Annotated in this window: 21 protein-coding genes and 1 pseudogene; 15 read left to right on the top strand and 7 right to left on the bottom strand. The window is 71.4% G+C overall.

Features of this window, described 5'->3' with window-relative positions; all coding sequences use genetic code 11:
* Window positions 1–39: 39 nt before the first annotated feature.
* The 4 genes from M2271_RS09760 to M2271_RS09775 all read left to right on the top strand — a co-directional run bounded on the left by M2271_RS09760 (window position 40) and on the right by M2271_RS09775 (window position 2,179).
* Window positions 40–459 carry a sortase-dependent protein gene (locus M2271_RS09760; protein WP_280886713.1) on the top strand — a complete coding sequence of 140 codons (420 nt, stop codon included), beginning with the start codon at window positions 40–42 and terminating at the stop codon, window positions 457–459.
* A complete protein-coding gene (locus M2271_RS09765; RefSeq protein WP_280886714.1) occupies window positions 456–1,085 on the top strand; it encodes a class F sortase in 630 nt (209 codons plus the stop codon). Before M2271_RS09760 ends, M2271_RS09765 begins: the two co-directional genes overlap by 4 nt.
* Window positions 1,086–1,176: 91 nt before the next feature.
* Window positions 1,177–1,668 (top strand): RNA polymerase sigma factor, encoded by a 492-nt coding sequence (locus M2271_RS09770; protein WP_280886715.1) that lies wholly within the window; start codon window positions 1,177–1,179, stop codon window positions 1,666–1,668.
* Window positions 1,652–2,179: a hypothetical protein gene (locus M2271_RS09775; protein WP_280886716.1), complete on the top strand. Its 528-nt coding sequence runs from the start codon at window positions 1,652–1,654 to the stop codon at window positions 2,177–2,179. Before M2271_RS09770 ends, M2271_RS09775 begins: the two co-directional genes overlap by 17 nt.
* A gap of 31 nt (window positions 2,180–2,210) precedes the next feature.
* Here M2271_RS09775 and M2271_RS09780 read toward each other — a convergent pair whose 3' ends face one another.
* The 3 genes from M2271_RS09780 to M2271_RS09790 all read right to left on the bottom strand — a co-directional run bounded on the left by M2271_RS09780 (window position 2,211) and on the right by M2271_RS09790 (window position 5,485).
* Window positions 2,211–3,371 (bottom strand): serine hydrolase domain-containing protein, encoded by a 1,161-nt coding sequence (locus tag M2271_RS09780; protein WP_280886717.1) that lies wholly within the window; start codon window positions 3,369–3,371, stop codon window positions 2,211–2,213.
* A gap of 261 nt (window positions 3,372–3,632) precedes the next feature.
* Window positions 3,633–4,319, bottom strand: coding sequence for a glycerophosphodiester phosphodiesterase (locus M2271_RS09785; protein WP_280886718.1), 687 nt, complete (start codon window positions 4,317–4,319; stop codon window positions 3,633–3,635).
* 104 nt (window positions 4,320–4,423) lie between these two features.
* On the bottom strand, window positions 4,424–5,485 hold the full coding sequence (locus M2271_RS09790; RefSeq protein ID WP_280886719.1) for an adenosine deaminase: 1,062 nt from the start codon (window positions 5,483–5,485) through the stop codon (window positions 4,424–4,426).
* 197 nt (window positions 5,486–5,682) lie between these two features.
* Here M2271_RS09790 and M2271_RS09795 point away from each other — a divergent pair, with 197 nt between their 5' ends.
* Window positions 5,683–6,405 (top strand): DUF4190 domain-containing protein, encoded by a 723-nt coding sequence (locus M2271_RS09795; RefSeq protein WP_280886720.1) that lies wholly within the window; start codon window positions 5,683–5,685, stop codon window positions 6,403–6,405.
* A gap of 98 nt (window positions 6,406–6,503) precedes the next feature.
* Window positions 6,504–6,995 (top strand): DUF4190 domain-containing protein, encoded by a 492-nt coding sequence (locus M2271_RS09800; RefSeq protein WP_280886721.1) that lies wholly within the window; start codon window positions 6,504–6,506, stop codon window positions 6,993–6,995.
* Window positions 6,996–7,165: 170 nt separating this feature from the next.
* On the opposite strand, the pseudogene M2271_RS09805 reads toward M2271_RS09800, so the two are convergent.
* Window positions 7,166–7,485, bottom strand: a pseudogene (locus M2271_RS09805) (NADAR family protein); the annotation flags it as partial.
* A 202-nt stretch (window positions 7,486–7,687) separates the two neighbouring features.
* On the opposite strand from M2271_RS09805, the gene M2271_RS09810 reads away from it, so the two are divergent.
* The 5 genes from M2271_RS09810 to M2271_RS09830 are packed head-to-tail and all read left to right on the top strand — an operon-like array spanning window position 7,688 to window position 13,302.
* The gene (locus tag M2271_RS09810; protein ID WP_280886722.1) at window positions 7,688–8,935 is read left to right on the top strand and encodes a spermidine/putrescine ABC transporter substrate-binding protein; all 1,248 of its coding nucleotides are present in this window, start codon (window positions 7,688–7,690) and stop codon (window positions 8,933–8,935) included.
* Window positions 8,932–10,098, top strand: coding sequence for an ABC transporter ATP-binding protein (locus M2271_RS09815; RefSeq protein ID WP_280886723.1), 1,167 nt, complete (start codon window positions 8,932–8,934; stop codon window positions 10,096–10,098). Before M2271_RS09810 ends, M2271_RS09815 begins: the two co-directional genes overlap by 4 nt.
* The gene (locus M2271_RS09820; protein WP_280886724.1) at window positions 10,098–11,021 is read left to right on the top strand and encodes an ABC transporter permease; all 924 of its coding nucleotides are present in this window, start codon (window positions 10,098–10,100) and stop codon (window positions 11,019–11,021) included. Before M2271_RS09815 ends, M2271_RS09820 begins: the two co-directional genes overlap by 1 nt.
* Window positions 11,022–11,822, top strand: a complete 801-nt coding sequence (locus M2271_RS09825) for an ABC transporter permease (protein WP_280886725.1) — start codon at window positions 11,022–11,024, stop codon at window positions 11,820–11,822. It abuts the gene before it with no gap.
* Between the two features lie 52 nt (window positions 11,823–11,874).
* The gene (locus M2271_RS09830) at window positions 11,875–13,302 is read left to right on the top strand and encodes an FAD-dependent oxidoreductase (RefSeq protein ID WP_280886726.1); all 1,428 of its coding nucleotides are present in this window, start codon (window positions 11,875–11,877) and stop codon (window positions 13,300–13,302) included.
* 33 nt (window positions 13,303–13,335) lie between these two features.
* Here the strand turns inward: M2271_RS09830 and M2271_RS09835 are convergent, their stop codons facing one another.
* Window positions 13,336–14,127 (bottom strand): phosphatase PAP2 family protein, encoded by a 792-nt coding sequence (locus tag M2271_RS09835; protein ID WP_280886727.1) that lies wholly within the window; start codon window positions 14,125–14,127, stop codon window positions 13,336–13,338.
* A 193-nt stretch (window positions 14,128–14,320) separates the two neighbouring features.
* Entirely contained in the window at window positions 14,321–15,655 is a 1,335-nt protein-coding gene (gene gabT, locus M2271_RS09840; protein ID WP_280886728.1) for a 4-aminobutyrate--2-oxoglutarate transaminase, read from the bottom strand.
* Window positions 15,656–16,092: 437 nt separating this feature from the next.
* On the opposite strand from gabT, the gene M2271_RS09845 reads away from it, so the two are divergent.
* The 3 genes from M2271_RS09845 to M2271_RS09855 all read left to right on the top strand — a co-directional run bounded on the left by M2271_RS09845 (window position 16,093) and on the right by M2271_RS09855 (window position 21,719).
* Entirely contained in the window at window positions 16,093–18,219 is a 2,127-nt protein-coding gene (locus M2271_RS09845) for an ATP-binding protein (protein ID WP_280886729.1), read from the top strand.
* Between the two features lie 105 nt (window positions 18,220–18,324).
* A complete protein-coding gene (locus M2271_RS09850) occupies window positions 18,325–20,010 on the top strand; it encodes a PucR family transcriptional regulator (protein ID WP_280886730.1) in 1,686 nt (561 codons plus the stop codon).
* Window positions 20,011–20,273: 263 nt separating this feature from the next.
* A complete protein-coding gene (locus M2271_RS09855) occupies window positions 20,274–21,719 on the top strand; it encodes an aldehyde dehydrogenase family protein (RefSeq protein WP_280886731.1) in 1,446 nt (481 codons plus the stop codon).
* 234 nt (window positions 21,720–21,953) lie between these two features.
* Here M2271_RS09855 and M2271_RS09860 read toward each other — a convergent pair whose 3' ends face one another.
* Window positions 21,954–22,970, bottom strand: a complete 1,017-nt coding sequence (locus M2271_RS09860) for a LacI family DNA-binding transcriptional regulator (protein ID WP_280886732.1) — start codon at window positions 22,968–22,970, stop codon at window positions 21,954–21,956.
* Between the two features lie 668 nt (window positions 22,971–23,638).
* Between M2271_RS09860 and M2271_RS09865 the strand changes: the two genes are divergently transcribed.
* Entirely contained in the window at window positions 23,639–25,576 is a 1,938-nt protein-coding gene (locus tag M2271_RS09865) for an acyl-CoA dehydrogenase family protein (protein ID WP_280886733.1), read from the top strand.
* The last annotated feature ends 37 nt before the right edge of the window (window positions 25,577–25,613 follow it).

The following is a 25,613-nucleotide window of genomic DNA, read 5'->3' on the forward strand; positions in this document are numbered from 1 at the left end:
CGACCACCGGCCGGGCGGACCGACGAAAGAGAGCGACTCATGCGCCGAACAGGCTTCAGTGCCCTGGCACTTGCGTGCACCGCCGTGCTGGCGGGTGCCGTGCCCGCGTTCGCCGACGGGGCGTCCAAGGCCCCCACCCCCGTCGCGGCCTCCGCCGCACCGACCAAGGCGCCGAGTGCCGCCGAGCCCACCCGCGCCGCCGCCGAGCCCACCCGCGCCGCCGACGCCACCCCGGTCGCGAGCGCCGCGCCGAGCCGGTGGGCGACGCCCGAGCCGACCCGGGCCCCGTCGGATCAGGTCTCCGTCGTGCCGAGCGGTGCGCCGGACACCGGTGTGGCGCCGACGTCCTCGAACTCCTCGGGCACGGGTGTGCTGGTCGGCGGGGGCGCCGCCGCGGCCGTCGTCCTGGGCGGCGGCGCGGTGTTCCTCATCCGCCGCCGTCAGGCGAACGGGGCATGAGCCGGTTCTCCAGGCACGCCTTCGCCACCGCGGCGCTGGCCGCGCTGCTCGTCGCCTGCGGCGGCCCCGGCACCGACGCCGGCACCGGCACCGGCGCCACGACCGGGAAGCCCGCGAGCACGCCGTCGTCCTCAGCGCCGCCGCCCGCCAAGCCGGTGTCGGCCATGGGGCGATCGACTCCGGTCGGGCTCCGGATACCGGCCATCGGGGTCGACACCCCGGTCATGAAGCTGGGGCTGGCCGCGGACGGCAGCGTGCAGGTGCCGCCGATCCAGGCGAACGACCGCGCGGGCTGGTACGAGCACTCCCCGACACCGGGTCAGACCGGACCGTCGGTGATCCTCGGCCATGTCACGGTCGGCGCCGACGGGGACGGAGTCTTCCGGCACCTGAAGGACCTCCAACGGGGCGAGAAGATCGTGGCGCGTCTGGAGAACGGCACGGCTGCGGTGTTCGCCGTCACTGACGTGAAGACGGTGGCCAAGGCCCATTTCCCGACGGACGAGGTGTACGGGGACGTGGACCGGCCGGAGCTGCGGCTCATCACCTGCGGTGGCGCCCGTACCGGCGACGGATACCGGGACAACGTGATCGTCTTCGCGACGCTGAGCTCCGCGAGCCCCTGACCCGGCCGTCCGGATCGTCCCGGGCCGGCGGAACGTACGCCGTCGGCCCGGGGTCTTCCTCCACGACAGCCCCCCACGAACCTGGAGAACGTTGAAACGGACCCGCGAGAAGGCCGCGTCCGAGCTGTTCGCCGCCCTCTATCCGCGTCTCGCCGGCTGGTGCCGCCGGCTGGTCGACGACGACGAGACCGCCCACGAGATCGCCTCGGAGGCGTTCACCCGGCTCTGGGCCCGCTGGACGGCTGTGGCGGAACCGCGCGGCTTCCTCTACGTCACCGCGGCCAACCTCGTCCGGGACCACTGGCGCAAGCTGGAGCGCGAGCGAAGAGCCGTGCGCCGGGCCACCAACGAGGTCGCGGTGAGCCCGACGCCCGAACAGGAGGACCCCTCGGTACGCCTGCTGGTGCAGGGGCTGCCGCAACGCCTGCGTGTCCCGATCCTGCTGCACTACTACGCTGACATGCCGATCCGGGAGGTGTCCGTGCTGACCGGACGCAAGGAAGGAACCGTCAAGGCCGACCTCCACGCGGCCCGTGAACTGCTCCGCGCCCACCTGAGGAGAAGCCTTGATCACACACTCTGACGACGGCCCGGACTTCGATCCCGAGGACCCGCTCACGGTTCTTCTGCACCCCCCCGCCGAGTACCTCGGCGCACCCCCCGGCCACTACGAGGCGATCCGCCGCGGCGCGGCCCGCCGCCGCCTCCTGCGCGCAGCGGCCGGAGCGGCCCTGACCTGCGGCGTCGCCGCCCTGGTCATCGTGCCCCTGCGACTGTCCACCTCGGACACCCCCGGCTCCCCGACCGTCCCCCTCGCCCCGCCGGCGAGCAGCCCGTCGACGACGCCGTCCCCGGCGAGCAGGCCGTCGACGATGCCGTCCGAGGCGGCGTCGCCCCGGCCGACGCGCCCGCACCCGACGCCGGAACCCCGCACCAGCGACCTCCGTGCCAGTGCCCCGCCTACGAGCGGCCCGGCCGACGCGCCCACCAAAACCGCTGGTTCCGCTTCGTCCGCCGCCTCCCCTCTGCCCGACCGCACCCCCACCTCTGCCCCGTCGGTCTCCGAGCCGGTCCCGCAGCCCAGCAGATTTTGAGCCCGTTCGACGAACCCCGTTCCGGCGCCCGCTACTTGAGGGCCGCGACGGCGATCCGCTCGGCGACCGGGTTCATCGTCTCGCCTTTCGCGTCCGTGGAGTTGACCGAGTAGACCAGGGTGCGGCTCAGGTTCCTGGTCGCGGCCATCACCGCGCCGTAGCCGTAACGGGCGCCCGACTTGAGCCAGTAGACCCGCCCCTGGTACGTGAAGCGCTGCAGTCCGGCGCTGTAGGTGGCCCCGTCGATGCCCGCCGGCACCGTGAACATCTCCTTCAGCTGGGGGCCGCGCGGCACGATCCGTCCCTCGAACAGGGCCGTCACCAGCCGCTCCAGATCGCCGGTCGTGGAGATCATGTCGCCGGCCGCCCAGCGGTCCGCCTGGTTCCAGTCCGTCACGTCGACGAACTCCGTCGTGCCGTCCGCCCGCTTCACCGCTTGGTAGCCGTTGTTGTGCGGGCCGTGGATGCGGGGGTCGGCGCCGGGGAAGTACGTGTCCCACAGGCCGGCGGGGCGCAGCACGAGACGCGTGGCCTCCTCGGCGTACGAGTGTCCCGTCACCTTCTCGATGAGCATGCCGAGGACCGTGTAGTTGATGTTGAGGTAGTCCTGCCGCGTGCCCGGCGCGAACTCCGGGCCCTTCGCCACCGCCGACGCCACGACCTGCCGTGGGGTGATCGTGTCGAAGCGGTGCGCGTACTGCTGCTCGAAGGAGTCGCCCCAGCCGTCGCCCGGCTGGATGCCGCTGGTGTGGTTCAGCAACTGCCGTACGGTGACCGGCTCGAAGGCGGGGGTGAGGAGCCCCGGGAGGTAGTGCTGGATCGGCGTGTTCAGGTCGACCTTTCCCTGCGCCGCCAGCTTCAGTACGGCCGCCGCCGTCACCACCTTCGTCGTCGACCCGGCCCGGAAGCGGGCGTCCGGGTCCGCCGCCCGGCCGCTCGCCAGATCGTGCACGCCCGCGCTGCCGCGCCAGCTGCCGTCGGTGCCGCCGATCCTGACGAGGGCGGCGGTGGCGTCCGCGTCGGGGAGCCCGGCGATCGCGGCCCGCAGGGCGTGGGCGTCGGGCGCGGACCTGGTGTGTACCGAGCTGGTCGTGGTGGTGGTGGAGGCGGCGAGGGCCGGCGCGGCCAGCGGGCCGGCGGCCAGGGCGAGGACGAGGGTGGCGGCGAGGACGACGGGGGTACGGGGGCGCATGAGCTGCTCCTGGGGGTTCCGTGGTCGGTGTCGCTGATCATCCTCGGGCGGTACGCGGGTGTGCGGATCGTCGGCAAGGAGGGTGCCGGTCCCTGATCGCCCCCTTGGTGAATCCCTTGTCGCGTACGGGTGTTGTGGGGGATCGCCCTTACGGGTGCCGGACCTGCGGGGCCCCTGCGGGAAGCCGCCTCGACGGGGATCCCGGTGAGGCGGCTCAACGGTCCCGCGTCCAGCGGTCCCGCGGTCGGGGCGGCGGCCTGCTCAACCGCCGTCCCGCAGGGTGCACAGCGTGTCGATGCGGTTGGTCGTGATCGAGTCGACGCCCATGTCGATGAGGCGGCCCATGGAGCGGCGGGTGTCGGGGGTCCAGACGGAGAGGAGGTAGCCGTCGGTGTGGACGCGTTCGGCGAGGGCGTGGTCGACCAGGCCGAAGCGGTAGTTGAGCCAGCGTGGGCGGACCGCGGACAGGAGTGCGGGACGCGGCGGGGCCAGGGTGGTCCAGGTCAGCGCGATCTCGGCGGTCGGGTCGGCGGCGCGTACGGCGAGCATGGCCGGGGCGCCCGCGCAGTAGTACACCCGCTCCCCGGCCCCGCACTCCCGCACGACGTCCACGACCCGGCGGGCCGCCCGCACATCCGGCGTGCCCGGCAGGTCGAGCAGCACGCGGCTGTCCCCGGTCGCGGCCAGCGCCTGCGCGAGCGTCGGCACCTGGCCGTCCGTGAGCCCGCGCACCTCGTCCGCCGACAGCGACAGCAGCGGACGGTCCTGCTCCCACAGCCGCTTCAGCGTGTCGTCGTGGAGCAGGACGGGCACGCCGTCCCGGGTGAGCCGTACGTCGAACTCGACCGCGTCCGCGCCCCGCCGGAGCGCGGAACGCAGGGAGTCGACGGTGTTCTCACGGACGCGGTAGGGGTCACCGCGATGGGCCACGGCGGTCAGCTTCTGCATGCGCCCATTGTGCTGGGGTCGGAGGGCGAGTGTGCTGGGGTCAGGGCGCGGGTGTGCTGCGGCCAGGCCGCGGGTGTGCTCGGTCAGGGCGTGGGTGTGCTGGGTCAGGGCGCGAGCCAACCAGAGGTGTACGTGTCTATCTCGTCCTTGATCCGGGTCTTGCCGGCTTCGTCGAGGAACGAGGCGTCCACCGCGTTCTTCGCCAGCTCGGCCACGCCCCGCTCGTCGAGGTCCAGCAGTCGGGCGGCGACCGCGTACTCGTTGTTGAGGTCGGTGCCGAACATCGGCGGGTCGTCGGAGTTGATCGTGACCGGCACACCGGCCTTCACGAACTCCTTGAGCGGGTGCTCGTCGAGGGTGCGCACCGCGCGCGTGGCGATGTTGGAGGTCGGGCACACCTCCAGCGTGATCTGGTGCTCGGCGAGGTGGGCGAGGAGCTTCTCGTCCCGCGCCGAGCTGGTGCCGTGTCCGATGCGTTCGGCCCGCAGGTGGGTGAGCGCGTCCCACACCGTCTCCGGGCCGGTCGTCTCGCCGGCGTGCGGAACGGAGTGCAGTCCGGCCGCGATCGCCCGGTCGAAGTACGGCTTGAACTGCGGCCGGGGCACGCCGATCTCGGGCCCGCCGAGCCCGAACGACACCAGCCCCTCCGGACGCAGCCGCTCGTCGGTGGCCATCCGTACCGTCTCCTCGGCGGACTCCAGCCCGGCCTCGCCCGGAATGTCGAAGCACCAGCGCAGGACCGTGCCGAACTCGGCCTCCGCCGCCTTGCGGGCGTCCTCGATCGCCTCCATGAAGGCGAGTTCGTCGATGCCCCGACGGGTGGAGGAGAACGGGGTGATGGTCAGCTCGGCGTACCGCACCTGCTGCCGGGCCAGGTCCCGGGCCGCCTCGTAGGTCAGCAGCCGTACGTCCTCCGGTGTGCGGATCAGGTCGACCACGGACAGGTACACGTCGATGAAGTGGGCGAAGTCCGTGAAGGTGAAGAAGTCGACCAGGGCCTCGGGGTCGGTGGGCACCTTGGAGTCGGGGTGGCGGGCGGCCAGGGTCGAGACGATGCGCGGGGAGGCCGAGCCGACGTGGTGCACATGCAGTTCGGCCTTGGGCAGCGACGCGATGAAGGCGTGCAGATCGCCTGGGACAGGGGCATCGACGAGGTGGTCGGTCATGGGGGCCTCCCCGGACAGGGCGCCGGGCACCGTCGGCGGTGCGGTGCGGTGCGGCGCGGGTGATCGGCTGATCGAGTGCGCTGACATCGTAGGCCGTTGGGGCGCGGACCCCGGCGGCGGCCGACCCGGGACCGGGCTCTGGCGTGCGGTCGCGAGGCCGTAACATGGCGGCACGAACGACCCTGGGGGGACATGACATGACGAACGCACCGCAGCCGGGCGGGGAGGCCGGTAGCGGCCACGACCCCTGGGCACCACCGGAGAACAGGCCGTCCCTGGACAAGGGCCAGGCCCCCGGTTCCGGCCAGGCTCCCGGCACGGGTCAGCCGCCCGCGTCGCCGCCGCCGTCGGTGTACGACCAGGCCACGGTCACCTCGATGCCCGCCGACGGGTTCGGCGCCCCCGGCTACGGCTCCCCCGGCTACCCGCCCCCCGGCGCCGCCCCGGGCGCGGCCGCTCCCGGCGCCGGCCCCGGTGCCGTGCCGCCCCCGCCCGTCGCGCCCACCGGCCCCACGGCCCCCGGCGGATACGGCTACCCGTCCTATCCCGTGGGCTACGGCTGGCCCGGCATGCAGGCACCTCCGCAGAACGGCCTGGGCGTCGCCGCGATGGTCCTGGGCATCCTGGCCTGCTGTCTGTTCTGCCTCTACGGCATAGTCTCGATCGTGCTCGGCATCCTCGCCGTGATCTTCGGCATCAAGGGCAAGAAGCGGGTCCAGCGTGGCGAGGCCGACAACCACGGCCAGGCGCAGGCAGGCCTGATCACGGGGGTCATAGGCATCGTCCTCGGCGTCGCGGTCATCGTCCTGATCGCCATCGGGATCACGGCCGCGATCAACTCAGGCGACGACGGCGACGACTTCGGCTCCTCCTACGGCGCTCTCCACACCGTGTCGGTGTCCGCGGTGTCGTACCGCTGAATCCACCCCGTACCGCTGAATCCACCCCGTAAACGGTGCCCCCCGAGGTGATCAGGGCTACTACGATGCCCTGGCAGTCAACGAGGGGAGAGCAGTTCATGTCCGACGCCAATCCCGGATCCGGTGGGTTCGGGCCGCCGCCGTCGCAGCCGCCGCAGTCGTCACAGCCGCCCGCCGGGGGATACGCCTATCCGCAGTCCGGGTCCGCCCCGGGGTACGGCTACCCGAACCCCGGCAACCCCTACGGAAGTCCGGCCCCGTCCTACCCGGTCGCCCCCGCGGTGGGCGCCTACCCGCAGGCGCCCGGATACGCCATGGCACCGCAGCCGAGCAACGGCATGGGCACGACCGGACTGGTGCTGGGCATCATCGGCGTCGTGTGCAGCCTGACGTTCTTCCTGTGGATCTTCGGAGTCATCCTCGGGATCCTGGCGATCATCTTCGGCGCGATCGGCCGGGGCAAGGGCAATCGCGGCCAGGCCACGAACAGGGGAGCGGCGACCGCCGGGCTCGTCTGCGGGATCGTCGCCACGGTGATCCTTCCGCTGCTGGGGCTCCTGCTCTTCGCGAGCTTCATGAGCGCCATGTGAGTGCGCCGGTGTCCGTCTGACTCAGCCCGCGTCAGGCCTCACCGGCCGGTCGGCCGGCCGGCCGGAGTCAGGGTCGCCGACGCTTCGTCAGCCTGACTCCGAGGTGGAGGCGGGGCCGGCCCGAGAAGGCCGACCCCGCCTCATTCCGCCCGGTTCGCGAGGCCCGCCCGCAGCCGCCCCGCCTTCTTGGCCTCGGCCGGATGGCCGGCCGACAGCACCCGCTCCTCGGCCTCCGCGTCCCCGAAGAGCCGCGCTTTCCGCGTCATCATCCAGTGCTCGGCGGTCGCGTAGACCACCCCGTCCACCGTGAACGGCGACGGCCACCACTGGCTCAGACAGCTCGCCCCGACCCGGCCGTCCGACTGTGGCCGGTGCCCCCAGAAGTACAGATACTTGATCCGGGCTCCTGCCCGGACCTCCCTGATCAGTGCTTCCCGTGAGTCGATCATTTCCGGGTCCTTTCCCCGCAGGCGAGTCTGGCAGGCGCCACTGACACTCCGGCCCCCTTTTTTCCGCGCCGACTCGACACCTGGTCGACAGATTCCGTCGCGTAACCAAAAGGCAACAACGGAATCACTTGTTGGGCGCCCTTGGCTCTGCCAGGATCGGCACTCAAATCGAGCTGGAGCTACGCCAAGGGAACTTTCCATAGGGCACTCCCGAAAGGGCACTCCCGAAAGGGCACCACGCGCATGGAACAGTACGAGCCCGACCACCTGTCCCCGGCCCAGGTGGCCGCCGTGCGGCGCAGCTTCAGGAACGGCAGGGCCGCCATGACCCGGCGCTCGCTGTTGCGTGCCTCCGCGGGCGGCGCGCTCGCGGTCGGCGGACTCGGGACACTGAGCGCCTGCGGCATCCCCGCGGCGGGCAGTACGCAGGGCGGTGTCCCCGCGGACGACCGCTCGGCGAAGGAGAAGACCGTCGACTTCTCCAACTGGACCGAGTACATGGACGTGGACAAGAGCGAGAAGCAGCACCCCACGCTCGACCAGTTCACGAAACGGACCGGCATCAAGGTCAAGTACACCGAGGACATCAACGACAACAACGAGTTCTTCGGCAAGATCAAGCCGCAGCTCGCCGCGGGCCAGGACACCGGCCGCGATCTCATCGTCCTCACGGACTGGCTGGCCGGCCGCCTCATCCGCCTGGGCTGGGTCCAGAAGCTGGACCCGTCCCTTCTGCCGCACGCCTACGCCAACCTGTCCGCGCAGTTCCGCAGCCCCGACTGGGACCCCGGACGCGCCTACTCGTACGTCTGGCAGGGCATCTCGACGGTCATCGCCTACAACAAGAAGGCGCTCGACGGCATCGAGGTGACGTCGGTCTCCGACCTGCTCGACAATCCCCGGCTCAAAGGCCGTGTCGGTTTCCTGTCGGAGATGCGCGACAGCATCGGGATGACCCTGCTGGACATGGGCAAGGACCCGGCGACGTTCACGGCGGACGACTACGACGCGGTGATCGCCCGTCTGCAGAAAGCCGTCGACAAGGGGCAGATCCGCCGCTTCACCGGCAACGACTACACCTCCGACCTCACCAGCGGCGACTTCGCGGCCTGTATCGCCTGGGCCGGTGACGTGGTCCAGCTCAAGGCGGACAGCCCCGACATCGACTTCCTGATCCCGGACAGCGGCTACATGACGTCGACCGACAACCTGCTGATCCCCAACAAGGCGCGGCACAAGACGAACGCCGAGCGGCTCATCGACTACTACTACGAGCCCAGGCCGGCCGCCGAACTCGCCGCGTACATCAACTACGTGTGTCCTGTCGACGGCGTGAAGCCCGAACTGGCGAAGATCGACAAGGACGCGGCGAACAACCCGTTGATCATCCCGGACAAGGCCATGGCCGCGAAGTCCCACTCCTTCCGCTTGCTGACCCCGACGGAAGACACAGAGTTCGAAGAGAAGTTCGCGAAGCTGACTGGGGCGTGATCACCGTGACGACGACCGACCAGACCGGCCACGGCGGCGACGTCCGCCTGTCGGGCATCAGCAAGACCTACGGCTCCTTCACCGCCGTACACCCGCTCGACCTGACCGTTGCGCAGGGCTCCTTCTTCGCCCTGCTCGGCGCCTCCGGCTGCGGCAAGACCACCACCCTGCGCATGATCGCGGGCCTGGAGGAACCTTCCTCCGGGACGGTCCTCCTCGGCGACCAGGAGGTGACCGACCTGCCGCCCTACAAGCGGCCGGTGAACACCGTCTTCCAGTCCTACGCGCTCTTCCCGCACCTCGACGTCTTCGAGAACGTCGCCTTCGGCCTGCGTCGGCGTGGCATCAAGTCGGTGAAGAAGCAGGTCGAGGAGATGCTCGAGCTGGTCCAGCTCGGCGAGCAGATACGCAAGAAACCGCACCAGTTGTCGGGTGGCCAGCAGCAGCGCGTCGCGGTCGCCCGGGCGCTGATCAATCACCCCAAGGTGCTTCTGCTCGACGAGCCCCTGGGCGCCCTCGACCTCAAGCTGCGCCGTCAGATGCAGCTGGAGCTCAAGCGGATCCAGACCGAGGTCGGCATCACCTTCGTCCACGTCACGCACGACCAGGAGGAGGCCATGACCATGGCCGACACGGTCGCCGTGATGAACGCGGGCCGCGTCGAACAGCTCGGCTCGCCCGCCGACCTCTACGAGAACCCGAACACCACCTTCGTCGCCAACTTCCTCGGCACCTCCAACCTGATCGAGGCCGAGGTCGACGCCAGAAGCGGCGACGACATCGTCCTCAGGGCGGGCGGTGGCAAGCTGGTGCTCCCCGAGGCGCGGTGTTCCGCCCCGACGACGGCCGGCGGCAAGGTCCTGGTCGGCGTTCGCCCCGAGAAGATCTCCCTCACTCACGCCGACGACGCGGGCGGGATACCCGACGGCCGCAACCGCATCACCGGCCAGATCGCCGACTCCAGCTTCATCGGCGTCTCCACGCAGTACGTCGTCGACAGCCCGGTCTGCCCCGAGTTCGAGGTCTACGCCCAGAACATCGACCGCGACGCCCGGCTGGTGCCCGGCGCCGAGGTCGTCCTGCACTGGAACCCGGCCCACACCTTCGGCCTCGACGCGGCCCAGGACATCGACGCGGGCGTTCAGGAAGAGACGGCCGCCTGATGTCGACGCTCACCCAGGCGCCTCCTCTGGCGCCCGCTCCGGAGCAAGGACCCCCGCGTCGACGCGGCCGGCTCGTCCCGTACTGGCTGCTGTTGCCCGGCATCCTGTGGCTGCTGGTCTTCTTCGCGCTGCCGATGGTCTACCAGGCCTCCACGTCCGTGCAGACGGGGTCCCTGGAGGAGGGCTACAAGGTCACCTGGCACTTCGCCACCTACTGGGACGCGCTGTCCCAGTACTGGCCGCAGTTCCTGCGCTCGGTCGCCTATGCGGCCGCCGCGACGGTCCTGTGCCTGGTCCTCGGCTACCCGCTGGCGTACCTCATCGCCTTCCGGGCGGGCCGCTGGCGGAACCTGATCATGATCCTGGTGATCGCCCCCTTCTTCACCAGCTTCCTGATCCGCACTCTCGCCTGGAAGACGATCCTCGCGGACGGCGGCCCGGTCGTCGGCGCCCTCAACACGCTGCACGTCCTGGACGTGACGAGTTGGCTCGGCTGGACCGCCGGCGACCGGGTGCTGGCCACACCGCTCGCGGTGGTGTGCGGCCTGACGTACAACTTCCTGCCGTTCATGATCCTGCCGCTGTACTCCTCGCTGGAGCGCATCGACGGGCGTCTCCACGAGGCGGCGGGCGACCTGTACGCGCGCCCGTGGACGACCTTCCGCAGGGTCACCTTCCCGTTGTCGATGCCGGGCGTGGTCTCCGGCACGCTGCTGACCTTCATCCCGGCGGCCGGCGACTACGTCAACGCCGACCTGCTCGGCTCGACCGACACCCGTATGGTCGGAAACGTCATCCAGTCTCAGTTCCTGCGGATTCTCGACTATCCGACGGCCGCGGCCCTCTCCTTCATTCTCATGGCCGCGATTCTCGTCATCGTCACCGTCTACATTCGCAGGTCCGGCGCGGAGGATCTGGTGTAAATGACCTTCGTCAACTGGCTCAGACGCCATCTCGTCGTCATCGCGGGACTGGTGACCCTCGGGTATCTCCTCCTGCCGAACGTCGTCGTCACGGTGTTCTCCTTCAACAAACCGAAGGGGCGCTTCAACTACCAGTGGCAGCAGTTCTCCACGGACGCCTGGAAGGACCCGTGCGGGGTCGCGGACCTGTGCGGCTCGCTGTCGATCAGCCTCCAGGTCGCGCTCTGGGCGACGATCGGCGCGACCGTCCTCGGCACGATGATCGCCTTCGCGCTGGTCCGCTACCGCTTCCGCGCGAGGGGTGCCGTCAACTCGCTGATCTTCCTGCCGATGGCGATGCCCGAGGTGGTCATGGCGGCCTCGCTGCTCACCCTGTTCCTCAACCTGGGCGCACAGCTGGGCTTCTGGACGATCCTCATCGCCCACATCATGTTCTGCCTCAGCTTCGTCGTGACGGCCGTGAAGGCGCGCGTGATGTCGATGGACCCGCGGCTGGAACAGGCGGCGCAGGACCTGTACGCCGGGCCCGTGCAGACCTTCCTCCGGGTCACCCTGCCCATCGCGGCGCCCGGAATCGCGGCGGGCGCGCTGCTCGCCTTCGCGCTCTCCTTCGACGATTTCATCATCACCAATTTCAACGCCGGCTCGACCGTCACCTTCCCCATGTTCGTCTGGGGCTCGGCGCAGCGCGGAACGCCCGTCCAGATCAATGTCATCGGGACGGCCATGTTCCTGGTCGCCGTCCTGTCCGTCCTGACCTCGATGGTCGTCGGCAATCGCCGCACCAGGCATAAGGCATAAGGCATAAGGCATAACGGAAAGACCTCGTAGGGACTCGTAGGGAGTTGACATCATGGCCCCGAGCGCCGTGAGCCGTGGCAGTGACGGGACGAAGGCACTGTCCGAGGCCCAGCCGGTCCCGTACTGGCTGGACGACCCCGGCAAGCCCCGGCCCGAGCCCGCTCTCACCGGCGCCGAGACGTGCGACCTGCTGGTCGTCGGCGGCGGCTACAGCGGGCTGTGGACCGCGCTGAACGCCAAGGAGCGCGACCCACAGCGGGATGTCGTCCTGCTGGAAGGCCGCGAGGTGGGCTGGGCCGCCTCGGGCCGTAACGGCGGATTCTGCGCGGCCTCCCTCACCCACGGCCTGCCCAACGGCCTCACCCGCTGGCCGGAGGAGATCCACCGGCTCCAGGAGCTGGGCGCCCGCAACCTCGACGAGATCGAGAAGGCGGTCGCCCGGCACGACCTCGACTGCGACTTCGAGCGCACCGGCGAGATCGAACTGGCGACCGAGACGTACCAGGCGTGGGAACTGCGCGACCGGTACGCGGAGATGACGCGCGTGGGCCTCGCCGACGGCGTGGAGTTCCTGGACGCCGAGGCCGTACGGGAACAGGTCGCCTCCCCGACCTTCCAGGCGGGGCTCCACGACCGCCGGGGAGTGGCCATGCTCAACCCGGCCAAGCTCGCCTGGGGGTTGAAGCGGGCATGCCTGCGCCTCGGCGTCCGCGTCCACGAGCACACTCCGGCGCTCACGCTGAGGCCGTACGGCGCCGGGATGGCCGTGGGCACCCCGTACGGCCAGGTCCGCGCCCGCAAGGTCGCGCTCGGCACGAACATCTTCCCGAACCTGGTCAGGCGGGTGCGGGCGTACACCGTCCCGGTCTACGACTACGCGCTGATGACCGAGCCGCTCACGGCCGACCGGCTGGCGTCGATCGGCTGGAAGAACAGACAGGGGCTGGGGGACAGCGCCAACCAGTTCCACTACTTCCGGCTGTCCGCGGACAATCGGATCCTCTGGGGCGGCTACGACGCCGTCTACCCGTACGGCGGCCGGGTGCGCTCCGAGTATGACGACCGCCCCCAGACGTACGCCAAGCTGGCCGGGCACTTCTTCACGTGCTTCCCGCAGTTGGAGGGCGTCCGCTTCACACACGTGTGGGGCGGCGCGATCGACACCTGCTCACGCTTCTCGGCGTTCTACGGAACCGCCCACGGCGGCAGGGTCGCGTACGCGGCGGGCTACACGGGCCTCGGCGTGGGCGCGACCCGCTTCGGCGCGGACGTGATGCTGGACCTGTTGGCGGGACGGACCACGGAGCGCACGTCCCTCGAAATGGTCCGCAAGAAACCCCTGCCCTTCCCGCCGGAGCCCTTCGCCTGGACGGGCATCGCCCTCACCAAGTGGTCGCTGGCACGGGCGGACGCGCACGGGGGCCGGCGCAACCTGTGGCTGCGCACGATGGACCGGCTGGGTCTGGGCTTCGACAGCTGAACCGGCGACCCGGGTGAACGACCAGGCGGACGATCAGGTGGTCGTCCGCCGCCTGAGGAACAGCCACAGCGACGAGAGCAGCACCCCACCCAGACACCAACTGGCCACGACGTCCAGGGGCCAGTGATAACCGCGGCGGATCAGACCGAAGGAGACGGCGAGGACGAGGGCCGCGCTGGTGATCCCGCCGGCGCGGCGGGCTGCCGCCGAGCGCAGCCAGGGGAGGAGGAGCAGGGCCGCGGAGCCGTAGGCGACGGCCGCGGTGGCCGTGTGGCCGGAGGGGAAGTAGCCGGTGCCGGGAGGCACGAGGGGCGTTCCCGGGCGGGCCGTGAGGTCCTTCAGCGGGATGATCAGCGCCGGTACCAGGGCCATGAGGAGGGCCGCGGCGGTGGGCGGGAGCCACCAGCGGTCTGTACCGGCACGGCGGGAGCGCAGGGCGACGTACACCAGGGCGACGGCCAGGACCGGGAGTGCCACCTGGACATTGCCCAGGTCGGCGAGGAGTTCGGCGAGGCGGTCGGGGTGGATCAGGGCGCGGCTGACGCGCTCGTCCGCGCGCACCAGCGGGCCGTCGGCGACGACCTGCCAGGTGATCAGCGCGAAGAGGAGGGCCGGAAGCCCGAGGAGGAAGAGGAAGGTCGGCCGCCCCGGAACAGGGGGGGTGGTTCCGGGGCGGCCGAACGGATCGGGTGGTCGCGCGCCCCGGGGGGTTTGGGGCGGGCGACTGTCCGATCGGTGAGGAGATCCGAGGCCGGAGGCCCCAGTTGTGTGCGCGAGGGCACGACCAGGTCGAAGCTGGGGAGGCCCCGGCCTGTACTCGCCCACAGTTCCCTGTGAGCGGGGTGTTTCTCTCATCTGGGTAGAACCTACGCCAGGGGAAGGGGGGAGGACAGGCGGAATCGAGTCCTCCCATCCACCTCGCACACCTTCTTCACACGCTCTGCCGTTGGGGGGCATCAGGTGTGCGGGCCGCCTGTCGGATGCGCGCGCCGGCCCGTCGGATGCCTGCGGCCGCCCGTCAGACACGGGCGAAGGCCTGCTCGATGATGTCGAGGCCCTCGTTCAGCAGGTCCTCGCCGATGACCAGCGGCGGCAGAAAGCGCAGCACGTTGCCGTAGGTGCCACAGGTCAGGACCAGCAGACCCGCCTGATGGCAGGCCTTGGCCAGCGCGGCCGTCGCGTCCGGGTTCGGCTCCTTCGTCGTACGGTCCTTCACCAGCTCGATGGCGATCATCGCGCCCCGGCCGCGGACGTCGCCGATGATGTCGAACTTCTCGGCCATGGCGGTGAGGCGGGGCTTCATCGTCGCCTCGATGGCCTGCGCCCTCGCGTTGAGGTCGAGCTCCTTCATCGTCTCGATCGCGCCCAGCGCAGCGGCGCAGGCCACCGGGTTGCCGCCGTAGGTGCCGCCCAGGCCACCCGGGTGCGCGGCGTCCATGATCTCGGCGCGGCCGGTGACGGCGGCGAGCGGAAGACCGCCCGCGATGCCCTTCGCCGTGGTGATCAGGTCCGGGACGATGCCCTCGTCCTCACAGGCGAACCACTGGCCGGTGCGGCAGAAGCCGGACTGGATCTCGTCGGCGACGAAGACGATGCCGCTGTCGGCGGCGAACCTGCTGAGCGCCGGCAGGAAGCCCTTCGCCGGTTCGATGAAGCCGCCCTCGCCGAGCACCGGCTCGATGATGATCGCGGCCACGTTGTCCGGGCCGACCTGCTTGGTGATCTGGTCGACGGCCTGCGCGGCGGCCTCGGGACCCGCGTTCTCGGCGCCGGTCGGCCAGCGGTAGCCGTACGCCATCGGCATGCGGTAGACCTCCGGCGCGAACGGGCCGAAGCCGTGCTTGTACGGCATGTTCTTGGCCGTCAGCGCCATCGTGAGGTTGGTCCGGCCGTGGTAGCCGTGGTCGAAGACGACGACCGCCTGGCGCTTGGTGTACGCACGGGCGATCTTGACGGCGTTCTCGACCGCTTCGGCGCCACTGTTGAAGAGGGCCGACTTCTTGGCGTGGTCGCCGGGGGTCAGCTCGGCCAGCGCCTCGGCGACCTCCACGTAGCCCTCGTACGGCGTGACCATGAAACAGGTGTGGGTGAACTCGGCGAGCTGGGCGGAGGCCCGGCGTACGACGGCCTCGGCGGAGGCGCCGACGGACGTGACCGCGATACCCGAGCCGAAGTCGATCAGGCGGTTTCCGTCCACGTCCTCGATGATCCCGCCGCCCGCACGCGCCGTGAACACGGGCAGTACGGAGCCCACCCCCTGCGCGACCGCGGCGAGGCGGCGGGCCTGCAACTCCTGCGACTTCGGGCCGGGGATGGCGGTGACGACGCGGCGCTCCTGCGGAAGTGCGGTCATGGGGGGCTCCCTGATGATCTTGTGATCTTGCGGCCAGATGGTCCCGGTGTTCCAGGTGTCCCGGTGTTCCAGGTGTCCCGGTGTTCCAGGTGTCCAGGTGTCCAGGTGTCCAGGTGTCCAGGTGTTCCGGGCGTTCCAGGTGTTCCGGCTGTTCCCGGTATCCGAGTGTTCCGGAGATTCCGGGCGTTCCGGTGGTTCCGGGTGGGCGTGGTGAGGACGCTTGACTTCTTTCTCGCAGGCTAGGACGGAGGCTGAGGCGTGGGCATGCTCCATGTGGGCGTTGTCGGGGGGCCCGGGTTGTCCGCGGTGGACATGAGCGGCAAAGCCGCGCATCACCGGCCACCCGGCCGCGTAAGCGGTGAACTCCCCTTCCCGGGGCGTTAGATTGACCGCTGATGGTGGACGGAACGGCTGGTCAAGGGGCGAGGGCGAGGGCGATGGACAGCGACGGGACGCAGGACGCGCGGGGTACGCATGCGAACCCTGTGCCACGTCCGGCGGGGCCGCCTCAGATGCCGGCGATGCCGCCGCGGCCGCCCGCGGCACCGGGCGTGCCTCCGATGCCGGACGGGTCGGCCTTCCTCGCCTGGCTGCGGGCCCCCCGCCCGCAGGCGGCGCCCGGCGTGTGGCGGTTCGGACACCGGCCCCGGCCCGAGGAGGAGCCCGAGCAGATCCCGACCCGGCAACTGCTCAGCGGCGCGGTGATCGCGTTCCTGGTGGGCTGGCTGGCCTGGTCCCTGCTGTGGAACGGCTACCTCGGCGGCTGGTGGGTGCTGCCCCTCGAACTCTTCACCCCGGACTCCTGGCGCCACAGCGACGACCGCGTCGGCAACGCCGTCCTCTGGAACGGCTACTACACCCTGATCGCCGTGACGATCATGATCGTCGTGGGCCGCCTCGGCCGCTGGGGCGAGATCTGGCGACGGTTCGGCCCGTCCGCCTGGTCGCGGACCGCCCCGACGCCCGAGCGGCCCCCCGCCCCGGAGCAGGACCCCGCCGAGTGGCCCCAGCTGCGGGCCGCCGGAGCCGTCGACGCGGCCGAGCGGCTCACCGCCGAGGCCCGGACCGGGCTGATGCGGGACGTCGACCACGCCCGGATCACCCGCGCCTGGCAGGGCGTACGCAACGGTCGCAACAGCCTTGCCACCTTCACCGGCGCCGTGCTCCAGGAGGGCGCCGCCGCCTGTGCGCACCCCTCCGGCGCCCGCGACCTGCCGACCCGGCTCGCCCGGCACGACCTGGTCACCGGCCAGGTCCGGCTCGGCACCACGGCCGACGACGCCCGCAACCCGTACGCCTACCGCGGTGCCGGCCTCGGCCTCGACCCCGATCTGCTCGGCACCTCCCTGCTCGCCGTCGGCCCGGCCGGCTCCGGCAAGACCGGGACCGTGGTGCGGCCGCTTGCCGAGATGCTGTGCCTGCACGCGCTCGCCGGGCGGGCCGCCGTCGTCGTGATCGGCGCGGCGGGTGCCGGACTCGGCCCGGCCGACGCCTACGACGTCGTCGTACAGATCGGGAATCCCGAGTCCGTCTACGACCTCGACCTGTACGGCGGGACCGGCGATCCGGACGAGGCGGCGGCCGTGCTCGCCGAGGCGCTCGTCGGCGACCTCGCCGAACCCCACCAGGGCGGGGACACCCGCCGGTCCACCACCGTCCTCGCCCAGCTCCTCGGGCCGTTCCACGCGGTCCACGGCCGCTTTCCCGCCGTACCGGAGCTGCGTCAGCTGCTCGACGGGGCGCCCGGGCCGCTGGCCACGCTGCGCAAGGGACTGCAGGACGCCGGACAGGAGGCGCTGCTGCGCGAACTGGACGCGCGGGAGCGGCAGATGGGACGACCGGGGGATGTGGGCGGAGTGCTCGCGGACCGTGTGGCGCTGCTCGACCGACCGGCCTTCGCCGGGTTCTTCGACACCTCGGGACAGTCGCGGCCGTTCTCGCTCAGGGCGCTGGACCACCCGGTGCGGGTACGCATCGACCTGCCGCAGCGCGGACACGCCGACGCCTCGCGGATGCTGGCGCGGCTGGTGCTGGCCCAGTTCTCAGCGAGTGTCGCGGTACGGGAGGACCGGTCGCTGTTCGCCTGCCTGCTGCTCGACGACGCCACCGGCGTGGTGACACCCGAAGCGGTACGGAGCATCCAGCGGCTGCGGTCGGGCAACGCCGGGGTCGTGCTGACGCTGCGCACCCTGGACGACGTACCGAGGCCGTTGCGTGGGCCGCTGCTCGGGGCCACCGGGTGCCGGATGGCGCTGTCCGGGCTCACCCCGTGGGACGGGCAGGACTTCGCCGAGGTGTGGGGCAAGGAGTGGATCGACGCCACGGACGTGACGGACCGGCAGATCATCGCCGAGACCCCGGCCGGCAAGGCGCTCCACATGGTCCGACGGGTGATCACCGGGAAGGCGCCCACCGCGCGGGCGGTGACCGTACGGCAGGTCGAACGGGAGCGGTGGTCCGCGTCCGAACTGGCGCACGGGGTGCCGCCGGGGCACGCGGTGCTGTCGCTGACGAACGTGAAGGGGGAGCACGCGCCGCCGTTGTTGGTGGATCTGCGGGGCTGAGGTCCCCCGGCGACCGTACGGTGAGGCAGAATCATCATAGGTCGTTCATACATGGCGGCCAAAAAGCCACAAAGATCACGACGGTCACCCATCCCTGAAGGCCTCATGCCCCCCACGCTCGCCTCCCTCGTCCGCCACTCCGCGCTCAAGCTGACCGTGCGGGCGGGCGGCGACCGCCTGGACGTGCCGGTGCGCTGGGCGCACGTGAGTGAACTCGCCGACCCCGTGCCCTACATGGAGGGCGGCGAGCTGCTGCTGGTCACCGCGCTGAAGCTGGACGCGGAGGATCCGGAGGCGATGGTCCCCTATGTGAAGCGGCTGGTCGGCGCGGGGGTGGTCGGGCTCGGCTTCGCTGTCGGGGTCACCTACGGGGAGATCCCCAAGGCCCTCGTCGACGCGGCGGAACAGGAGGGGCTGCCGCTGCTGGAGGTGCCGCGCCGCACTCCCTTCCTCGCCATCAGCAAGGCCGTCTCGGCGGAGATCGCGGCCGACCAGTACCGGGCGGTGACAGCGGGCTTCGCCGCGCAGCGCGAGCTGACCGGGCAGGCGCTGGCAGCCGGGCCGGAGGGGGTGCTGGGTGCGCTCGCCTCGCAGGTCGACGGATGGGCGGCGCTCTACGACGCCTCCGGCGCCGTCGTCGCGACCGCGCCGGAGTGGGCGGGGCGGCGGGCCGCCCGGCTGACCGCGGACGTCGAACGGCTGCGGGAGCGGCCCGCGCCCGCCTCCTCGGTGGTCGGCGGGCCCGAGCACGAGGACCGGGTCGAGCTGCACTCGCTGGGCACCGGGCGGCGACCGCGCGCGGCGCTGGCCGTCGGGACGGCCGCGGCCCTCGGTACGGCCGAGCGGTACGCCGTGCACTCGGCCATCGCCCTGCTGACGCTCACCACGGAACGCTCACGGTCCCTGCACGCGGCCGAGCAGCGGGTCGGAGCGGCGGTGCTGCGCATGCTGCTCGCGAAGGAACCGGACCATGCGCGCGCGGTCGCCGGGGATCTGTACGGGGAGCTGCTGGACGCGCCCTTCCGGGTGATCGTCGCCGAGTCGGCCTCCGCCGCGTCGGCCGCGCGGGTGCAGTCCGCCGACCATGCGCCCGTGCCGCTCACCAAGGCGACGGCGGCGACGCTCGCCGCCGCCGACCCGCACGGTGATCCGCTGGCCGCGCTCACCGAGGTCGTGGAGTCGGCGGCGGCACGGGCCGGGGAGGCGGTGCTGGTCGTCCCCGACGGCGGGGGCGGGGGCGAGGGGGAGCGGCTGGTGGTGCTGGCCGCGGACGGGGGTGCGGCGGTGGCCGCGTGCGGGGAGTACGCGGCGGCGTTGGAGGCGGCGCGGGAGGGGATACCGGAGCAGGCGGCCGGCGGTGACGTGGACGAACTGGTCGTGGGGTTGTCGGCGCCGGCCGGTCCGATCGCCGCGGCGGCCGCGTACAAGCAGGCCGAGCAGGCGTTGTCGGTGGCGCGGCGGAGGGGGCGCGTGTGCGTCGAGCACGAGCGGATGGCGGCCGGGTCGGTGCTGCCATTGCTCGCGGACGACGCGGTGAAGGCTTTCGCCGACGGCCTGCTGCGGGCGTTGCACGAGCACGACGCGACCGGGCGGGGTGACCTGGTCGCGTCCGTACGGGCGTGGTTGTCACGGCACGGGCAGTGGGATGCGGCGGCCGCGGATCTGGGGGTCCACCGGCATACGCTGCGGTATCGGATGCGGCGGGTCGAGGAGATCCTGGGGCGGTCGCTGGACGACCCGGACGTGCGGATGGAGCTGTGGCTGGCGCTGAAGGCCACGACGGCGGAGTAGCCCACCCGGCGCGGGGGTGGGTGTGGGTGTGGGTGGAGGCTGCCGTCTCAGGCTCGGGGGTGGGTGTGCCGGGGCCCGTCCCCACCGCGGGGTGGGTGTGCCGGGGGTCCGTACCAGCCCCGGGGTGGGTGTACCTCCTACCCTGCCGAACCGGAGCACCACCGCCCCCCACCACTCCACACCGTCGCAACGTCCCCTGCCCGCCCGCACCCTACGGTGGACCCCACAGACCCACCCCCAACGCGGAAGGGCCGGGACCCGAAATGACTTCCACCCACGCCTTCTGGCTCGCCGGCCGCCAGGCCACCGGCGAGGACAGCTTCGCCGTGACCTCCCCCTGGGACGGCCGCCCCGTCGGCGAGGTCGCCGTCCCGACCGACGCCCAGACCGAGGAGGCCGTGGCCGCCGCGTACGCCGTCCGCGAGGACTTCGCCGCCACCCCGGCCCACGTACGCGCCGCCGCCCTCGACCACGTCGGCAAGCGCCTGGTCGAGCGCGCCGAGGAGATCGCGCGGCTCATCTCCGCCGAGAACGGCAAGCCGATCAAGTGGGCCCGGGGCGAGGTCGGCCGGGCCGTCTCCGTGTTCCGGTTCGCCGCCGAGGAGGCCCGCCGGTTCAACGGCGGCGAGGCCCAGCGGCTCGACACGGACGCCGGCGGCCAGGGGCGTCTCGCCCTCACCCGGCGCTTCCCGAAGGGCGTCGTCCTCGGTATCGCGCCCTTCAACTTCCCGCTGAACCTGTGCGCCCACAAGGTCGCCCCGGCGATCGCGGCCGGGGTACCGATCATCCTCAAGCCCGCGCCCGCGACCCCGCTCTCGGGCCTGGTCATCGGTGAGCTGCTCGCCGAGACCGACCTCCCGGCCGGTTCCTGGAGCATCCTCCCCGTCCCGAACGACCGGATGCCCGCCCTCGTCCAGGACGAGCGGCTGCCGGTCATCTCCTTCACCGGTTCCGAGAAGGTCGGCTACGCGATCATGGACTCGGTGCCGCGCAAGCACTGCACGCTGGAGCTGGGGGGCAACGGCGCCGCCGTCGTTCTCGGGGACTACGCCTCCGACGCCGACCTCGACCGGGCCGCCACCCGCATCGCCACCTTCTCCAACTACCAGGGCGGCCAGTCCTGCATCTCCGTGCAGCGGGTGATCGCGGACGCGTCCGTGTACGACCGGCTCCTCCCGCGCATCGTCGCCGCCGTCGAGGCCCAGGTCACCGGCGACCCGGGCGACGACACGACCGACGTCGGACCGTTGGTCAGCGAGGACGCCGCCCGGCGGGTCGAGGCGTGGGTGCGGGAGGCCGTCGAGGCCGGGGCCCAGCTCCTCACCGGCGGCAAGCGGGACGGCGCCTCCTACGCGCCCACCGTCCTCACCGACGTACCGGCCGACGCGACCATCTCCTGCGAGGAGGTCTTCGGGCCCGTCCTCACCGTACGGAAGGTGGACGGGGAGGCGGAGGCCTTCGCCGCCGTCAACGACTCCAAGTACGGCCTCCAGGCAGGCGTGTTCACCCACGACCTCCAGGTCGCCTTCCGCGCCCACCGCGCCCTGGAGGTCGGCGGTGTCGTCATCGGCGACGTGCCCTCCTACCGCGCCGACCAGATGCCGTACGGCGGCGCCAAGCAGTCCGGGGTGGGCCGCGAGGGCGTGAAGTTCGCGATGGACGACTACACGTACGAGCGCGTGCTGGTCCTGACCGGCCTCGCGCTCTGAGCCGAGGGGCCCGAGCGGCCCGAGCGCCCCGAGCCGCCTGAGTCACCTGAGCGCCCCGAGCGCCCGAGCCAGGGCAGACGTGGTGGTGCCCTGGCGGGAAGGCGTGCGGGGCTGAAGAGAGGTGAGGAGGTGCGGGTCAGGAGGTGCCGGCCGGCAGAGGCACGTCCGGGAAGGCGGGGAGGGCAGGTGAAGGGGAGGGTGGGCAAAAGGGAAAGGCGGGTCTGGAACGGCAGGTCAAGAGGCGACGGCCGGAGCCGGCCCCGTGCTCGTCCGGACCGTCAACTCGGGGGCGATCAGCACGACTTCGTCGGTACCGTGCCCGTCCAGCTTGGCGACCAGCCGCTCCACGGCGCGCCGGCCCATGTCCTGCGCGGGGATGGCGACGGACGTCAGCCGCACCGAGGCCTGCACGGCTACCTGGTCCGGACAGATCGCCACCACCGACACGTCCTCGGGCACGGCCCGCCCCTGCTGGCGCAGCAGGGCCAGCAGCGGCTCGACCGCCGACTCGTTCTGCACCACGAACCCGGTGGTTCCCGGGCGTTCGTCGAGCACCCGGGCGAACGTCACGGCCATCGCGTCGTACCCGCCGTCGCACGGCCGGTGCAGCAGTCGTACGCCCAACTCCTGGGCGCGGGAGCGCAGTCCGTCGAGGGTGCGCTCGGCGAAACCGGTGTGCCGTTCGTAGACGGCCGGGGCCTCGCCGATGACAGCGATGTCACGGTGTCCGAGTTTCGCGAGGTGCTCGACACACAGTGCGCCCGTCGCCTTGAAGTCGAGGTCCACGCAGGTCAGGCCGGTGGTGTCGGCGGGAAGCCCGATGAGTACGGACGGCTGGTCGGTGCCGCGCAGCAACGGCAGCCGTTCGTCGTCGAGTTCGACGTCCATCACGATCATCGCGTCGGCGAGCCCGCTGCCGGTGACGCGGCGCACGGCGTCGGGCCCCTCCTCGCCGGTGAGCAGCAGGACGTCGTACCCGTGGGTGCGGGCGGTGGTGGCCACCGCGATGGCGATCTCCATCATCACCGGCACGTACATGTCGGTGCGCAGCGGGATCATCAGCGCGATGATGTTCGACTTGTTGCTGGCCAGGGCACGGGCGCCCGCGTTCGGGTGGTAGCCGAGCTCGCTGATGCTCTGCTCGACCCGCTGCCGGGTGGGCGTGGAGATGGACCGCTTGCCGCTGAGGACATAGCTCACCGTGCTCGCCGAGACTCCGGCGTGCTGGGCGACCTCGGCGAGGGTGACCATCCAGCTCTCCAAGCTTTGTGAAGCGCTTCGACAGTGCGCAGTGCGAACAAGGGTGGGTGGGAGTGGTTCGACAGTAGCTTCAGAGAAGGTGGGTGTCCATAGGTTGTCGAAGCGCTTCGACAGGGACTTCCTACGGACTTCCTGCGGACTTCTGACGGGCTGGTGAGTGAGGGCCGCGCCGGGCTTGGGGCCCCGGGGTCGACCGGGTGCCGCCGCTCCTCGACGCGTGCGGGGGCTCCCGCCTGCGTCGAGGTTCCTGCCTACCACGACCGGCCGCGGGGGCCATGGAAAGGGGTGGAGGAGCCCGTCCGGTGGACGCGGCGGAGCCCGTCCGGCGGAACGGGCCGACCGGATCGTCGGGACGCTCGGAGGGGAAGCGGGACAGGCGCCCGCAGGGCGGGCCCTCCCCGGACGAGTCCCGGAGACGAGTCCCGGAGACGAGTCCCGGAGACGAGTCCCGGAGACGAGTCCCGGGCGGGCCCTGGGCGGCCCCGGACGAGCCCTGGGTGGCCCCGGACGGGCCCCGGGCGACAGTCGCCCCGTCGCGGCATCGGCCGAACGGCCCGCGAAGGGTGGTGGGGTCGGCCCGGATCGGGTACATACGAACGGGTAGCACCCGTCGGTAACCCAACATCCCCAAGATCCCTATTCGCGACGAGGTGAGCCTCATGTCCGCTCCGTCCACCCCCTCCCGACCTGTCGTCACCGAACGTGAGGCACGCCAGGTCGCGGAGGCCGCCCGGGAACAGGACTGGCGTAAGCCCAGCTTCGCCAAGGAACTGTTCCTGGGCCGCTTCCGGCTCGACCTCATCCACCCCCACCCGATGCCGCCCGACGAGGCCGCCCAGCACGGCGAGGAGTTCCTCGACAAGCTGCGCGACTTCTGTGAGACGAAGGTCGACGGCGCGCTGATCGAACGAGAGGCCCGCATTCCCGACGAGGTCATCGACGGCCTCAAGGAACTCGGCGCCCTCGGCATGAAGATCGACACCAAGTACGGCGGCCTGGGCCTCACGCAGGTCTACTACAACAAGGCCCTCGCCCTGGTCGGCTCCGCGAACCCGGCGCTGGGCGCGCTGCTGTCCGCCCATCAGTCGATCGGCGTACCGCAGCCGCTGAAGATGTTCGGCACCCAGGAGCAGAAGGACACCTTCCTGCCGCGCTGCGCCCGCACGGACATCTCGGCGTTCCTGCTGACCGAGCCGGACGTCGGCTCCGACCCGGCCCGTCTGGCCACGTCCGCAGTCCCCGACGGGGACGACTACGTGCTCGACGGGGTGAAACTCTGGACCACCAACGGCGTGGTCGCCGACCTCCTCGTCGTCATGGCCCGGGTGCCCAGGTCGGAGGGCCACAAGGGCGGCATCACCGCGTTCGTCGTCGAGGCCGCCTCGGAGGGCGTCACCGTCGAGAACCGCAACGCCTTCATGGGCCTGCGCGGCCTGGAGAACGGCGTCACCCGCTTCCACCAGGTCCGGGTCCCGGCCGCCAACCGCATCGGCCCCGAGGGCGCGGGCCTGAAGATCGCGCTCACCACCCTCAACACCGGCCGGCTGTCCCTCCCCGCGATGTGCGTGGGTGCCGGCAAGTGGTGTCTGAAGATCGCCCGCGAGTGGTCCGCGGCCCGGGAGCAGTGGGGCAAGCCGGTCGCGTTCCACGAGGCGGTCGGCTCGAAGATCAGCTTCATCGCGGCGACGACCTTCGCCCTGGAGGCCGTCGTGGACCTCTCCTCCCAGATGGCGGACGAGGACCGCAACGACATCCGCATCGAGGCCGCCCTCGCCAAGCTCTACGGCTCCGAGATGGCCTGGCTGATGGCCGACGAACTGGTCCAGATCAGGGGCGGCCGGGGTTTCGAGACGGCCGAGTCGCTCCGGGCCCGGGGCGAACGCGGGGTTCCCGCCGAGCAGATCCTGCGCGACCTGCGCATCAACCGCATCTTCGAGGGCTCCACCGAGATCATGCACCTGCTGATCGCCCGCGAGGCGGTCGACGCCCATCTGTCGGTCGCCGGCGACCTGATCGACCCCGACAAGTCCCTCTCGGACAAGGCGAGGGCAGGCGCCCAGGCAGGCGTCTTCTACGCCAAATGGCTGCCCAAGCTGATCGCGGGGCCGGGCCAACTTCCCAACTCCTATGGCGAGTTCAAGCGGGAGATCGACCTCTCCCCGCACCTGCGCCACGTCGAACGCACGGCCCGCAAACTCGCCCGCTCCACCTTCTACGCCATGTCCCGCTGGCAGGGCCGGATGGAGACCAAGCAGGGCTTCCTGGGCCGGATCGTCGACATCGGCGCGGAACTGTTCGCGATGAGCGCGGCCTGCGTACGTGCCGAGCTCCTGCGCAGCAACGAGGACCACGGCCGCGAGGCCTACCAGCTCGCCGACATCTTCTGCCGCCAGGCCCGCATCCGCGTCGAGGAACTCTTCGGCCGCCTGTGGACCAACACGGACGACCTGGACCGCAAGGTCGTCAAGGGCGTGCTCTCGGGCACGTACGAGTGGCTGGAGCAGGGCATCGTCGACCCGTCCGGCGACGGTCCCTGGATCGCGGACGCGACACCGGGCCTGAGTCGGAAGGAGAACGTGCACCGTCCCGTCCGCTGACCTGCCCCGTCCGCTCACCGGCGACACGGGCCGGCGA

The organism is Streptomyces sp. LBL, assembly GCF_029893585.1.
Taxonomy (GTDB): Bacteria; Actinomycetota; Actinomycetes; order Streptomycetales; family Streptomycetaceae; genus Streptomyces.

Coding starts and splice junctions, on each gene's coding strand:
- M2271_RS09865 (WP_280886733.1), top strand. CDS start 23,639: ATGTCCGCTCCGTCCACCCCCTCCCGACCTGTCGTCACCGAACGTGAG.
- M2271_RS09785 (WP_280886718.1), bottom strand. CDS start 4,319: ATGCAGAAGCTGACCGCCGTGGCCCATCGCGGTGACCCCTACCGCGTC.
- M2271_RS09820 (WP_280886724.1), top strand. CDS start 10,098: ATGTCGACGCTCACCCAGGCGCCTCCTCTGGCGCCCGCTCCGGAGCAA.
- M2271_RS09790 (WP_280886719.1), bottom strand. CDS start 5,485: ATGACCGACCACCTCGTCGATGCCCCTGTCCCAGGCGATCTGCACGCC.
- M2271_RS09765 (WP_280886714.1), top strand. CDS start 456: ATGAGCCGGTTCTCCAGGCACGCCTTCGCCACCGCGGCGCTGGCCGCG.
- M2271_RS09825 (WP_280886725.1), top strand. CDS start 11,022: ATGACCTTCGTCAACTGGCTCAGACGCCATCTCGTCGTCATCGCGGGA.
- gabT (WP_280886728.1), bottom strand. CDS start 15,655: ATGACCGCACTTCCGCAGGAGCGCCGCGTCGTCACCGCCATCCCCGGC.
- M2271_RS09855 (WP_280886731.1), top strand. CDS start 20,274: ATGACTTCCACCCACGCCTTCTGGCTCGCCGGCCGCCAGGCCACCGGC.
- M2271_RS09810 (WP_280886722.1), top strand. CDS start 7,688: ATGGAACAGTACGAGCCCGACCACCTGTCCCCGGCCCAGGTGGCCGCC.
- M2271_RS09800 (WP_280886721.1), top strand. CDS start 6,504: ATGTCCGACGCCAATCCCGGATCCGGTGGGTTCGGGCCGCCGCCGTCG.
- M2271_RS09760 (WP_280886713.1), top strand. CDS start 40: ATGCGCCGAACAGGCTTCAGTGCCCTGGCACTTGCGTGCACCGCCGTG.
- M2271_RS09780 (WP_280886717.1), bottom strand. CDS start 3,371: ATGCGCCCCCGTACCCCCGTCGTCCTCGCCGCCACCCTCGTCCTCGCC.
- M2271_RS09850 (WP_280886730.1), top strand. CDS start 18,325: ATGCCCCCCACGCTCGCCTCCCTCGTCCGCCACTCCGCGCTCAAGCTG.
- M2271_RS09860 (WP_280886732.1), bottom strand. CDS start 22,970: ATGGTCACCCTCGCCGAGGTCGCCCAGCACGCCGGAGTCTCGGCGAGC.
- M2271_RS09845 (WP_280886729.1), top strand. CDS start 16,093: ATGGACAGCGACGGGACGCAGGACGCGCGGGGTACGCATGCGAACCCT.
- M2271_RS09830 (WP_280886726.1), top strand. CDS start 11,875: ATGGCCCCGAGCGCCGTGAGCCGTGGCAGTGACGGGACGAAGGCACTG.
- M2271_RS09795 (WP_280886720.1), top strand. CDS start 5,683: ATGACGAACGCACCGCAGCCGGGCGGGGAGGCCGGTAGCGGCCACGAC.